The organism is Pseudomonas sp. PLB05 (genome assembly GCF_021106615.1).
Taxonomy (GTDB): Bacteria; Pseudomonadota; Gammaproteobacteria; order Pseudomonadales; family Pseudomonadaceae; genus Chryseomonas; species Chryseomonas benzopyrenica.
On the sequence record NZ_JAJOHO010000003.1, the window covers coordinates 414,174 to 427,464 of the forward strand.

Here is a 13,291-nt window from a genome sequence, read left to right on the forward strand (position 1 = left end):
TCGCTGTGCTCAGCCGCAACCTACGGAAAGCTAGCTTGCACCGATCGCCCCCTCTTCCTCGGGGAGAGGGCCGGGGTGAGGGAGATCGACAGCGCCTGAGGCAGCGCCCTGTTGGGCTTCGCTGTGCTCAGCCGCAACCTACGGAAAGCCAACCTGCACCGAACGCCCCCTCTCCCTCGGGGAGAGGGCTGGGGTGAGGGGGACCCCGGTACCTATCGTCACGCCCTGATCAACAGCGGCGCCGTTCCCTGATAGCAGGCCTCCAACCGTTCCGCGCGATGGGTCAGGACGCTGCGCTGGTTGAGCGAGCCCTTGTCGGTGATCTCGCCACGGTCGGCGGACGGCGGTTCCTCCTGCAGGGCGATCCATTCCAGGCGGCTGGCGTTGCCCGAGGCCTCGCGATTGAGGCGCTTGAGCCAGGCGGCGAACCAGTCCTGCACCGGCGCGCTGGCCAGCACCGTGGCGGCATCGGCGCTCTCGTCCAGCCCGGCCAATTGCCGGCAGTCCGCCAGCCGCGGAAAGACCAGCAGCCCGAGGCACTCGCGATCCGGCGCCGCCACCACCACGTCCTGCACCAGGGGCGTGCCCTCCAGCACCGCGCGATTGCGCAAGGGTCCGACGCTGACGAAGACCCCGGACGACAGCTTGAAGTCCTCGGCGATGCGGCCATCGAACATCAGGCCCAGTTGCGGGTTGGCCGGATCGACCAGCTTGAGGGCATCGCCCGAGCAGTAGAAACCCTCTTCGTCGAAGCAGGCGGCGGTCTGGCCGGCATCGCGCCAGTAGCCAGGCATGATGTGCGGCCCGCGGAAGCGCCCTTCCAGCTTGCCGTCCACCGGCACCAGCTTGAGTTCGCACCCCGGCGCCGGTACCCCGACGTAGCCGGCCACCGACAGGGGTCCGGTGGTGAAGGTGCAACTGGGCGAGGCCTCGGTCATACCCAGGCCGGCCATCATGCGGATGCGTTCGCCGCAATGGGCCTCGGCGATGCGATCCAGGCGATCCCAGACGCTTTGCGACAGCCCCGCCGCGGCAAAGAAGAACAGCCGCATGCGGGCGAAGAAGCGCTCGCGCAACCTGGCGTCGCGCTCCAGGGCATTGGCCAGCTCTTCCCAGCCGCGCGGCACCGTCAGGTAGGCGGTGGGTGATACCTCGCGCAGGTTGCGCAGGGTCTCGCCGAAGCCCTGGGGCGTCGGCTTGCCTTCGTCCAGATAGAAGGTGCCGCCGTTGTAGAGCACGATGCCCAGGTTGTGGCTGCCGCCGAAGGTGTGGTTCCAGGGCAGCCAGTCCACCAGCACCGGCGGCTCTTCGCCGAACACCGGAAAGGTCTGCAGCAGCATCTGCTGGTTGGCGCAGAGCATGCGCTGGGTAGTGGTCACCGCCTTGGGCAGCTTGGTGGAACCGGAGGTGAAGAGAAACTTGGCGATGCTGTCCGGCCCGGTGGCGGCGAAGGCACGCTCGGCGGCGGCTAGCTCACCGCGGGCGAGCAGCGCCGCGAAGGCCAGGCTGATGCGGCCCTGTACCTGGCCGCGGGTCGCGATCACCGGTACGTCGGCGGGCAGCACAGCGTCCAGCGCCTTCTGGAAGGCCGGACCATCGCTGACGAACACCAGTCCCGGCTGCACCAGGCCGCAGACATGGCGCAGCTTGGCGTGATCCTGGGACAGCAGTGCATAGCCGGGTGACACCGGGCAGAAGGGAATGCCGGCGTAGAGGGCCGCCATGGCCAATTGCAGATGTTCGGGATCGTTGCCGGAGAGGATCGCCAGCGGGCGTTCGGCGGAGAGGCCGAACTCCAACAGCGCGGCGGCCAGCTGGCGCACCCGCTGCAGCATCTCGCCATAGGAGAATTCGCGCCAGGCGCCGCCGGCTTCCCGTGCGGTGAAGAAGGTGCGGTCCGGGGCCACCGCGGCCCAGTGCAGCAGCCGGTCCAGCAGTCGCGGCGGCGGCGGGGTCAGGGCTTCCTGGGAGGCCATGTAGAGCAGTCCACCCCGCTCTTCCACGGTGACGCCGGGTTGTCCCAGGGTCACCGGGCGATAGCGCAGCGGCTGATCGGCGGGCGCGCGGGTGTGCGTGACGTGACTCACCTTGAATTCTCCTCTGGGCTGGCGCCCGAGGGCGCCTCTTATTGTTGTCGCGACAGGAGCGAGGGACGGCGGACGCGGATCAGATCGGGTAGTGGCGCGGCCCCGTCTGCAGCGTCACCCAGCGCAACTGGGTGAAATGGTCGATGGAGGCGCGCGAGCCGAAGCTGCCGTAGCCGCTCGACTTGACGCCGCCGAAGGGCATCTGCGCCTCGTCGTGCACTGTGGGGCCGTTGATGTGGCAGATGCCGCTCTCTACCCGCTGCGCCAGCGCCAGGGCACGGGCGGTGTCGCGACTGAAGATGGCCGACGAGAGACCGAATTCGGAATCGTTGGCCAGGCGCAGCAGGGCCTCGTCACCCTCGGCACGGATCACCACCGCGACCGGGCCGAAGGATTCCTCGGCATAGAGCTGCATCTCGGCGGTGACGTCATCCAGCAGCGTCGGCTGCAGGATGCTGCCCTCCAGCTCGCCGCCGCAGACCAGCCGCGCGCCCTTGCCCACGGCGTCGTCGATCATGGCCTTGATGCGGGTCCCGGCACTGGCGTCGATCAGGGAACCCAGAACCGAATCGGGCGCGCCTGGATCGCCGGCCTTGAGGGTGCGCACCTTGGCCGCCAGGCGCTCGACGAAGGCGTCGGCGATGCGACTGTCCACCAGCAGACGCTCGGTAGACATGCAGATCTGCCCCTGATTGAAATAGGCGCCAAAGGCCGCCGCGGCGACCGCGGCATCCAGGTCGGCGTCCTCCAGCACCAGCAGCGGTGCCTTGCCGCCCAGTTCCAGCACGGCCGGCTTGAGATGGCGCGCCGACAGTTCGCCGACGATGCGACCCACCCGGGTGGAACCGGTGAAGTTGACGCGCCGCACCGCCGGGTTGGCGATCAGCCGCTCGACGATGGCCGGGGCATCCTCCGGAGCATTGGTGACGACATTGACCACACCGTCGCCCAGGCCGGCATCCTGCAGCACCTTGCCGATCAGCCGGTGCACGCCAGGACTCTGTTCGGAGGCCTTGAGCACCACGGTGTTGCCGCAGGCCAGCGGCATGGCCAGGGCGCGGGTACCGAGGATCACCGGCGCGTTCCAGGGGGCGATGCCCAGCACCACGCCGCACGGCTGGCGCAGCGCCATGGCGAAGCTGCCAGGCACATCGGAAGGAATGACCTCGCCCTGGATCTGGGTGGTCATGGCCGCCGCCTCGCGCAGCATGTTGGCCGCCAGGTGGACATTGAAGCCGTACCAGTTGGCCATGGCGCCGGTCTCCCCGGCCAGGGCGACGAATTCGTCACTGCGTGCGGCCAGACCATCGGCGGCAGCCAGCAGACGGCGACGGCGCTCGCCCGGCGGCAACGCGGCCCAGGCGGGAAAGGCGGCCTGGGCCGCGGCCACCGCGGCGTCGGCGTCGTCCAGGGTGGCGGCGGCCACGGTGGAGACCACCGCGCCGGTCACCGGATGGCAACGCTGATAGCTGCGACCGTCGCCGGCCGGGCGGCTGGCGCCGCCGATGAGCAGGGATACCTCGACCATGACGCTACCTCTTGTTGTTGTACGGGTGGGCGGTGGCGGTTCAGCGCTTGTAGGTCTGCAGCCCGGGCTTGATGCTCTTGTCGTCGAGGAACTGCTTCATGCCCTGCTCGCGACCGCCCTCCGGATCCTGCAGCCGGGACTGGTCGAGCTTGGCATAGAGGTAGTCCTCGTTCTGCTCCCAGGTCAGTTCGCGGCAGCGCTTGAAGCCGACCTTGGCGGCACGCAGCACCACCGGATTCTTGTCCAGCAGCTCACGCGCCAGGGCGGTGGTCACCTCACGCAACTGGTCGCGCGGCACGCTCTGGTTGACCAGGCCCATGGCGGCAGCCTCAGGACCGCTGAAGGTCTTGCCGGTCATCACATAGTAGAGGGCGGTGCGATGGCCCACGGTGTCGGCCAGGGCCTTGCTCACCAGGTTGCCCGGGGGAATGCCCCAGTTGATCTCGGACAGGCCGAAGGTGGCCTCGTCGGCGGTGATGGCCAGGTCGCAGGCCACCAGCGGGCTGAAGCCGCCGCCAAAGCACCAGCCGTTGACCATGGCGATGGTCGGCTTGGCGTACATGCGCAGGAGCTTCCACTGCCACTGGGAGGCTTCGCGGCGAATCTTTTCCTGCAGGATCTCGGGGCCGGCATCGGTCTCGCGGAAGTATTCCTTGAGGTCCATGCCCGCGGTCCAGGCATCGCCGGCACCGGTCAGCACCAGCACGCCGGCGCTGGCGTCCTGCTCCAGGGTCTCCAGCACCTCGACCATCTCGCGGTTGAGGGTGGGACTCATGGCATTGCGTTTTTCCGGACGATTGAGCGTCACCCAGGCGATACCGTCCTCGATGTCCACTTTGACCGTCTGCCAACGTCCGTCGTAACTGCCCATGGCGTGTGCCTCTTGTTGTTGGGTGGGTATGGAGCCGAAGCTACGCCAGGGAATTAGTTAAGTCAATTAACTATTTTTGGCAAAACGATGACCTTGCCAAAAGCGGCTAGCCCAGCGCCTCGCCCTGCCGCCGACTTAGCTCCGTGGCGGTATGCCGCTGCTCGGGCCGGGTCAGCAGGAGCAGCATCCCCGCCGCGACGAACACCCCGGCAAAGACCAGATACAGCCGCAGCGGTGGCCAACCCTGGTCGAGCAGCAACCCGGCCACCACTGGCGAGAGGATGGCGCCCAGGCGACCGATGCCGATGCCCCAGCCCACCCCGGTGGCCCGCACCTCGGCGGCATAGGCCAGCGCCGGCAGCGCATAGAGGCCGGCGACGCAACCATTGGCGAACAGTCCGATCAGCAGCCCCATGGCCAGGGCACCCAGGTAGGAACTGCCCAGGTGGGCGAAGACTACCAGCAGCAGCGCGGTGGTCAGCATGAAGCCGCCCAGCGCCCGGGACAGTGGCAGGCGGGCAAACAGCAGCCCCACCAGGGCGGCGCCAAAGATGCCGCCCACGCTCAGCAGAACGCCACCGGCCACCCCCTGCTGCTCGGACAGTCCCAGGGTGGTGAGCAGCTTGGGCGTCCAGCTCATGATGAAGTAGAAGCCGAACATGGCCAGAAAGAACAGCGTCCACACCAGCAGGGTCGTGCGCCGCAAGGCAGGCGCCAGCAGCCGGCCGACAGTACCGCCCGCTGTGGAGTTTTCCAGCCGCGGCGGCAGCACGGCGAGTTCGGGCTGGCCGAGTCTCCTGGCCAGGCGATTGACCCGCACCAGGGCGCCGGCTGGCTGGCGCGTGAGCAGGAAATCCAGGGACTCGGGCAGACCGATGAGCACCAGCGGGATGGCCCCCAGGGTGAGGAGACCGCCGGCACAGAAGACCGCGCGCCAGCCCCAGTGCGACAGCAGCCAGACCGCCAGCAGTCCACCCAGGGTCGCCCCCAGCGCATAGCCCATGCCCTGCAGGCTGACTGCCAGACCTCGCCAGCGACGCGCCGAGTATTCGCTGGCGATCACGTTGCTGCTGGCCAGCACCCCGCCCACGCCCAATCCGGTCAGGCCACGCAGCAGCTCCAGTTGCAGGGGTGATCCGGCCAACGCCGAGAGCAGCATGCCGAGCCCCGAGAGCAGCAGGCAGACCAGGATCAGCCGGCGGCGGCCCCAGCGATCGGCCAGTGGCGCCAGCAGCAGCGAACCGGCCGCCATGCCCACCAGACCGGCGCTGAGCAGCAGCCCCACCTGGGCGCCGGAGAGCCCCCACTCGCGGGATACCGAGGCCGCGGTGAAGGCCATCACCAGCACATCGAAGCCGTCGATCATGTTGAGCAGGATGCAGACCAGCACCGCCAGGTACTGGAAACCACGCATGGGTCCCTGGTCGATGATCTCACGCAGGTCGGTCATAGCCCACCTCGCGCACTGAGCAGGTGACGACGGCGACAGGTGCCGCGCCCGGGCGTGGACGGAAAGACGGCGACGGGTACTGACATGGCGAGCATCCTTGGGTTCTTGTTGTTGGAATCTCAGCCTGCTTAAGCTGGCAAATATGGATCCAATTCACAAGATGCCTCGGCCTATCCGAGTCCCACCCGTGGCGATGTCACCAGCCGCTTCAACACTGGAAAACCCATTCAATCAATGCCATTCGGTACCGAATTAGCTCTAAGCGACGGGTATTTACTGGGCGATTATCGAGCAGCAATCGCTCTTGGCTACCGACTAGCCGCATTGACACCCTGAATGGCCTCAATCGATTATTGGATCCAATAGACAACAACAAGAGGTCCCGATCATGTACCCGAAGAATGCCTGGTACGTCGCCTGCACCCCCGACGAAGTCCAAGACAAACCCTTGGGGCGCCAGATCTGCGGCGAACCCCTGGTCTTCTATCGCGATGCCAACGGCCAGGTGGTGGCGCTGGAAGACTTCTGCCCGCACCGTGGCGCGCCGCTGTCCCTGGGCTTCGTCCGCGACGGCACCCTGGTCTGCGGCTATCACGGCCTGGAGATGGGCTGCGGCGGCAAGACCCTGGGCATGCCAGGCCAGCGGGTCGGCGTCTTTCCCGCGGTACGCCCCTATGCCGCCGTGGAGCGGCACGGCTTCATCTGGGTCTGGCCAGGTGACCAGGCCAAGGCCGATCCGGCCCTGATTCCCTATCTGGAATGGGCCGAAAGCCCCGATTGGGCCTATGGCGGCGGTCTCTACCATATCCAGTGCGACTACCGGCTGATGATCGACAACCTCATGGATCTCACCCACGAGACCTACGTCCATGCCTCCAGCATCGGCCAGAAGGAGATCGACGAGGCGCCGCCGACCACCCGCGTCGAAGGCGACGAGGTCATCACCAGCCGGCACATGGAAAACATCTCCGCCCCACCCTTCTGGCGCATGGCGCTACGTGGCAATGGCCTGGCCGATGACGTCCCAGTGGATCGCTGGCAGATCTGCCGCTTCACTCCGCCCAGCCACGTGATGATCGAGGTGGGCGTGGCCCATGCCGGCCATGGTGGCTACGACGCGCCGGCGGCGGTCAAGGCCGCCAGCGTGGTGGTGGACTTCATCACTCCCGAGACCGAGACCTCCATCTGGTACTTCTGGGGCATGGCACGCAACTTCAAGGCGGAGGACGCCGAGCTCACCGCCAGCATCCGCGAGGGCCAGGGCAAGATCTTCGGCGAAGACCTGGAGATGCTCGAACGCCAGCAGCAGAACCTCTTGCGCTATCCCGAGCGCGGGCTGCTCAAGCTCAACATCGATGCCGGCGGGGTGCAGTCGCGGCAGATCATCGACCGCCTGCTGGCCGCCGAACAGGCCGCCACCGGCATCCCGGTCCGGCAGATCGCCTAGGAGACAGTCATGCTCGATCTGATCGTCACCGCCGTGCAACGCGAGGCCCCCACCATCCTGGCCTTCGACCTGGCCCGGGCCGACGGCGGCCCGCTGCCCGGCTTCGCCGCCGGCGCCCACCTGGAGATCACCCTGGGCGACGGCCTGGTGCGCCACTATTCGCTGTGCGCCACGCCCGAACCCGCCCCGACCCGCTATCGCATCGCCGTGCTGCTCGTCGCCGACTCCCGCGGCGGCTCCCAAGCCATGCATCGGCTGCAGGTAGGTGATCGCCTGCAGGTAAGCGAGCCACGCAACCTCTTCGCGCTGGTACCGAGTGCCCGCCGCACCCAGCTGCTGGCCGGCGGAATCGGTATTACCCCGATCCTGGCCATGGCCGAGCAGCTCTATCAGCAGGGTGCACGTTTCAGCCTGCGCTACCTGGTGCGGGATCGCGACCACGCCGCCTTCATCCCCTGGCTCAAGGCGCGGCCCTATGCCGACCAGGTCAGGGTCCACTTCGACCAGCACGATCCGGCGCTGAGACCCAACTTCCAGCACCTGCTCGGCCCGGCGGCGCCGGACGACCACCTCTATGTCTGCGGCCCGGCCGGCTTTATGGCCGCCGTGGTGGACGCCGCCCAGGCCCAGGGTTGGCAACCCGGCCAGATCCATCGCGAATACTTCGCCGCCGATCCCACGGCCCAGGGCGAGCAACGCCCTTTCGAGGTGGAACTGGCGCGCAGCGGTCGCCGCGTGCAGGTACCGGCCGAGCGCAGCGTGGTCGAGGTGCTTGCCGACCTCGGGATCGTCCTGCCGGTCTCTTGCGGCCAGGGGCTCTGCGGCACCTGCCTGACCCCGGTGCTGGCCGGCGAACCCGAGCACCGCGACCTCTTTCTTTCCGAAGCCGAGCACGCCGCCAACGACCGCTTCACCCCCTGCTGCTCCCGCGCCAAGGGCGAGCGCCTGGTACTGGACCTCTGATGACCCGAGCCCGCCCTACCTCCCCCTCTCCCCTTGGGAGAGGGCCGGGGTGAGGGCCCGCCCTACACCAGCACCTTCATCGCCCCCGCCTCGCCCTCTTCCCCACCGAACCACCGCGCATAGCCCAGGGTCGCCTGGGCATGCTCGCGCATGATCCCCTCGGCGCGGGCGCCCTGGCCGCGCACCAGGGCGTCGAACACCGCATGGTGCTGCAGGTGGGCGAAATTGAAGCGGCGATACTCGCGTTCGAGATCCTCGGCATCCACCGCCAGGGCGCTCACCGAGGCGAAGGGCAGGTGCTCGTGGCGGCCCAGGGCCACGGCAATGGCCGGATTGCCGCTGGCCGCGACGATGACCTGGTGGAACGCCCGATTGAGATCGTGATACTCCTCCAGGTCCTCCAGCCGCACATGCCCCTTGGCGAACAATCGATCGCCACGGCGCAGGCAGTCTTCCAGCGTGGCGCGCGTGGCCGCATCCAGGCCGTGCTCGGCCGCCTGGCGCGCGGCCAGGCCCTCCAGCACACCGCGCACCTCCACCGCGCCTTCCAGATCCGCGCCCGTCAGTGCCCTCACCTGATAGCCCCGGGCACCACTGCTCTCCAGCAAGCCCTCCTGGGCCAGGGTGCGCAGGGCCAGGCGCACCGGCATGCGCGACACGGCGAAGCGTTCGGCGGTGGGGATCTCCGCCAGCCGCTCGCCCGCCGTGAGCTCGCCGGAAAGAATCATCTGCCGCAGCGCGGCCAGTACCCGCTGTCCCGGCTTGCTCATGGCTGTCCCTCTCCTTCGTTGATCTCGGCCAGCAGCCACTGGCGAAAGGCCTGCAGCGACGGCAGCCCTTCGTTGCGCGGCGGATAGACCAGGTAATAGCTGCGCCGGCTGACCAGCGCCGGCCCGCAGGCCAGCAGCTCGCCCTGGGCCAGTTCGTCCTCCACCAGCACCCGCGGCACCAGGCCGATGCCAATGCTGGCGCGCACCGCCTGGATCAGGTGCGAAGTCAGCTCGAAACTCGGCCCCGGGCGCATGGCCCGATGCGGCAGCTCATGGTGGCGGAACCATTCGCCCCAGGCCTGGGGATTGTTGGCCACGCCCAGCAGCAGCTGGCCAGCCAGGGTCGCCGGCGTCGCCTCCGGTAACGCGGCCAGCGTCGTTGGGCTGGCAATCACCACAAGCTGCTCGGCCTGCAGCGGATGGGCACAAAGCCCTGGCCAGTCACCGCTGCCGACGCTGATGGCGGCATCGATCTCGCTGGCGGCGAAGTCCACCGCCTGGATGCGCGAGTGCAGGTGCACCAGCATGCCGGGGTGAGCGGCATAGAAATCGCCCAGGCGCGGCAACAGCCACTTGGAACCAAAGGTCGGCAGTACCGCGAGGCGCAGGGTGCCCTGCCCGGAGGCGAAGGCCATGGCCTGCAGGGTGGCGCTGCGGATCTGTCCCAAGGCCAGGCCCAGTTCACGGCTATAGGCCCGGCCCACATCGGTTAGGACGATCTGGCGGCCCTCGCGGCGGAACAGCGTCAGCCCCAGCAACTGCTCCAGCGCCTGCACCTGGCGGCCCACGGCGCTCTGGGTCAGCGACAGCTCTTCGGCCGCCCGGGTGTAGCTCTCATGGCGCGCCGCCGCCTCGAAGGCCAGCAGCAGCGACATGGAGGGCGTCAGGCGACGGTGATTCATTCAGGATCTTCCGGCATAGGCGGCGGAATCTTCGGTTGTGGCCCCGGCGCGCTGTGGTGAGAATGCCTACTATAGCCAGAAAAGGTCGATGCCATTCCTTCGTTCGCTGAAGGAAACGGCCATCCGCCGCCAGAGAGCTCGCCTGATGAACATGATCGCCCGCCTGCCGGCCCCGGCGCCCCTCGCCGCCGCCTACACCGACTTCCTCAGCGCCCTCGCCGCCAGCGGCTTTCAGGGTGAGATCGCACCGGACCATGCCAGCCGTACGGTCATGGCCACCGACAACTCTATCTACCAGCGCCTGCCGCAGGCCGCGGTCTTTCCCAAGGACAGCGCCGACGTCCAGCGCCTGGCCCAACTGATGGGCGAGCCGCGCTTCCAGGGCGTGGTCCTCACCCCGCGCGGCGGCGGCACCGGCACCAATGGCCAGTCGCTCACCGACGGTATCGTGGTCGACCTTTCCCGCCACCTGAACCGGATCCTGGAGATCAACGCCGCAGAGGGCTGGGTACGGGTACAGGCCGGGGTGGTCAAGGACCAGCTCAACGCCGCGCTCAGGGCCCACGGGCTGTTCTTCGCCCCGGAGTTGTCCACCTCCAACCGCGCCACCATCGGCGGCATGATCAACACCGACGCCAGTGGCCAGGGCAGCGTGACCTACGGCAAGACCCGCAACCACGTACTGGAACTGGACGCCTACCTGATCGGCGGCGAACGTGTGGAAAGTCGCCCGGTGGACAGCGCCGAGCTGGACGCCCTCTGCGCCCGCCAGGACCGTACCGGCGCGGTTTACCGCTGCGCGCGGGACATCGCCGAGAACCAGGCCGAGCTGATCGAGGCGCGCTTTCCCAAGCTCAACCGCTGCCTGACCGGTTATGACCTGGCGCATCTGGTCGAGCCGGACGGCCGCTTCAACCTCAACAGCGTGCTGTGCGGCGCCGAGGGCTCCCTGGCCTTCATCGCCGAGGCCAAGCTCAACGTCCTGCCGATTCCCAAGTACTCGGTGCTGGTCAACGTCCGCTACGCCAGTTTCATGGACGCCCTGCGCGATGCCCGCGCCTTGATCGAATTGAAGCCGCTGTCCATCGAGACGGTGGATTCCAAGGTGCTCTTGCTGGCCATGCAGGACATCGTCTGGCACAGCGTGGCGGAATACTTTCCCGAGGACGTGGAGCGCCCCACCCTGGGCATCAACCTGGTGGAATTCAGCGGCGACGATCCCGAGGTAGTGGACGCCCGCGTCCAGGGCTTTCTGGAGCACCTGCGCCAGGACGTCACTGTCGAGCGCCTGGGCCACACCCTGGCCATCGGCCGCAATGCCGTGACCCGCGTCTACACCATGCGCAAGCGCGCCGTGGGGCTCCTGGGCAATGTCCAGGGCGAGATCCGTCCGCAGCCCTTCGTCGAAGACACCGCGGTGCCGCCGGAGCGCTTGGCCGACTTCATCGCCGAATTCCGCGCCCTGCTCGACGGCCACAACCTGCAATACGGCATGTTCGGCCACGTCGACGCCGGGGTGCTGCACGTGCGCCCGGCGCTGGATCTCAAGGACCCGCGCCAGGCGGCGCTGGTGCGGCCGATCTCCGACCAGGTGGCCGCACTGACGCAGAAATACGGCGGACTGCTCTGGGGCGAACACGGCAAGGGCGTGCGCTCGGAATATGCGCCAGCGTTCTTTGGCGATCTCTATCCCGCGCTGCAGGCGCTCAAGGGCGCCTTCGATCCGCACAACCAGCTCAATCCGGGCAAGATCGCCACGCCCCTCGCCAGCGGCGCCGAACTGCTCAAGGTCGATGGCGTGACCCTCAGGGGCGAACTGGACCGTACCCTCGACGAGCGCGTCTGGCAGAGCTACGGCACCGCCATGCACTGCAATGGCAACGGCGCCTGCTACAACTACGATCCCGATGACGCCATGTGCCCGTCCTGGAAGGCTACCCGCCAGCGCATTCACTCGCCGAAAGGCCGTGCCTCCCTGATCCGCGAATGGCTACGCCTGCAGGGCCAGGCCGGCATCGATGTCCTGGCTCCGGCCCCGCGTGGCGCCCTGAACTGGCTCAAGGCCCTGCCCCAGCGCTGGCGCAATGGCCGCCAGGCTGAGGCGGATTTCTCCCACGAGGTCTACGACGCCATGGCCGGCTGCCTGGCCTGTAAGTCCTGCGCGGGCCAGTGCCCGATCAAGGTCAATGTGCCGGAATTCCGTTCGCGCTTTCTCGAGCTCTATCACCGTCGCTACCTGCGCCCTCTGCGCGACTACCTGATCGGCTCCCTGGAATTCAGCCTGCCGGCGTTCGCCCGCGCCCCCGGTCTCTACAACGCCGTCATGGGCGCCACACCCATCCAGCGGCTGTTCGCCGAGCGCATCGGCATGGTCGACAGCCCCCTGCTCAGCCGTTTCGACCTGGTGCCGGTCATGCAGCAGTGGCAGGTACAGATCGCCACCCCCGAGCGGCTGCTGGCCCTGAGCGATGAAGAACGCGCCAAGACCATCGTGCTGGTGCAGGACGCCTTCACCCGCTACTTCGAGACCCCGCTCACCGCGGCCTTTCTCGAACTGGCAGCGCGCCTTGGCCAGCGCGTCTTCCTGGCGCCCTATCGCGCCAACGGCAAGCCGCTGCAGGTGCAGGGCTTCCTCGGCGCCTTCGAGCGCACGGCGCGACGCAACGCGGCAGGACTCGCCAGCCTGGCCGGCTTCGGCGTCAAGCTGGTGGGCCTGGATCCAGCCATGACCCTGGTCTATCGCCAGGAATACCCCAAGGTCCCCGGCATCGCCCGGATGCCCGAGGTGCTGCTGCCCCAGGAATGGCTGCTGCAGGTGCTGCCGGAAGAGAAGCAGGTGGTCGGCGACAAGGTCTATCGCCTGCTCGGCCACTGCACCGAAAAGACCAACGCCCCGGCGAGCGTCAGCCAGTGGCAGCAGGTGTTCGAACGCCTGGGTCTGGGCCTCAAGCCGGAAAGCACCGGCTGCTGCGGCATGTCCGGCACCTACGGCCACGAGGCGCGGAATCTCGCGACCTCCAAGGTGATCTACGACCAGTCCTGGGCCCGCGCCCTGGGGGTACCGGCGGAACAGGGCGAAGCCCTGGCCACCGGCTACTCCTGCCGCAGCCAGGTCAAGCGCCTCGACGACCGCCGCCTGCGTCATCCGTTGGAAGCGGTGTTGGAGGCGGTAAGGGGCTGATCGCCTTGTTGGGCTTCGCTGCGCTCAACCCAACCTACAAGGACGCACTCCTGCCGTAGGTTGGGCTGAGACAGCTCCATCGTCGAAGCCCA

9 protein-coding genes are annotated in these 13,291 nt (G+C 67.9%); 3 read left to right on the forward strand and 6 right to left on the reverse strand.

What is annotated here, in order from left to right; all coding sequences use genetic code 11:
* Positions 1-218: 218 nt before the first annotated feature.
* The 4 genes from LRS53_RS14710 to LRS53_RS14725 form a co-directional block, all read right to left on the reverse strand.
* Positions 219-2,087, reverse strand: a complete 1,869-nt coding sequence (locus tag LRS53_RS14710) for a feruloyl-CoA synthase (RefSeq protein ID WP_231356408.1) — start codon at positions 2,085-2,087, stop codon at positions 219-221.
* Positions 2,088-2,166: 79 nt separating this feature from the next.
* A complete protein-coding gene (locus LRS53_RS14715; RefSeq protein WP_231356409.1) occupies positions 2,167-3,615 on the reverse strand; it encodes an aldehyde dehydrogenase in 1,449 nt (482 codons plus the stop codon).
* Between the two features lie 40 nt (positions 3,616-3,655).
* Positions 3,656-4,486, reverse strand: a complete 831-nt coding sequence (locus LRS53_RS14720) for a p-hydroxycinnamoyl CoA hydratase/lyase (RefSeq protein ID WP_058792502.1) — start codon at positions 4,484-4,486, stop codon at positions 3,656-3,658.
* Between the two features lie 106 nt (positions 4,487-4,592).
* The gene (locus LRS53_RS14725; protein ID WP_231356410.1) at positions 4,593-5,936 is read right to left on the reverse strand and encodes an MFS transporter; all 1,344 of its coding nucleotides are present in this window, start codon (positions 5,934-5,936) and stop codon (positions 4,593-4,595) included.
* 388 nt (positions 5,937-6,324) lie between these two features.
* On the opposite strand from LRS53_RS14725, the gene LRS53_RS14730 reads away from it, so the two are divergent.
* Together LRS53_RS14730 and LRS53_RS14735 are read left to right on the forward strand one after the other, a co-directional pair.
* Complete coding sequence (locus LRS53_RS14730; protein ID WP_231356411.1) at positions 6,325-7,383, forward strand: aromatic ring-hydroxylating dioxygenase subunit alpha; 1,059 nt, start codon at positions 6,325-6,327, stop codon at positions 7,381-7,383.
* Positions 7,384-7,392: 9 nt separating this feature from the next.
* A complete protein-coding gene (locus tag LRS53_RS14735) occupies positions 7,393-8,346 on the forward strand; it encodes a PDR/VanB family oxidoreductase (protein ID WP_231356412.1) in 954 nt (317 codons plus the stop codon).
* Between the two features lie 62 nt (positions 8,347-8,408).
* On the opposite strand, the gene LRS53_RS14740 is transcribed toward LRS53_RS14735, so the two are convergent.
* Both LRS53_RS14740 and LRS53_RS14745 read right to left on the reverse strand, forming a co-directional pair.
* On the reverse strand, positions 8,409-9,116 hold the full coding sequence (locus LRS53_RS14740) for a GntR family transcriptional regulator (protein WP_231356413.1): 708 nt from the start codon (positions 9,114-9,116) through the stop codon (positions 8,409-8,411).
* The gene (locus tag LRS53_RS14745) at positions 9,113-10,018 is read right to left on the reverse strand and encodes a LysR substrate-binding domain-containing protein (RefSeq protein ID WP_231356414.1); all 906 of its coding nucleotides are present in this window, start codon (positions 10,016-10,018) and stop codon (positions 9,113-9,115) included. Before LRS53_RS14745 ends, LRS53_RS14740 begins: the two co-directional genes overlap by 4 nt.
* A 151-nt stretch (positions 10,019-10,169) precedes the next feature.
* On the opposite strand from LRS53_RS14745, the gene ydiJ reads away from it, so the two are divergent.
* Complete coding sequence (gene ydiJ, locus LRS53_RS14750; protein ID WP_231356802.1) at positions 10,170-13,199, forward strand: D-2-hydroxyglutarate dehydrogenase YdiJ; 3,030 nt, start codon at positions 10,170-10,172, stop codon at positions 13,197-13,199.
* Positions 13,200-13,291: the final 92 nt, after the last annotated feature.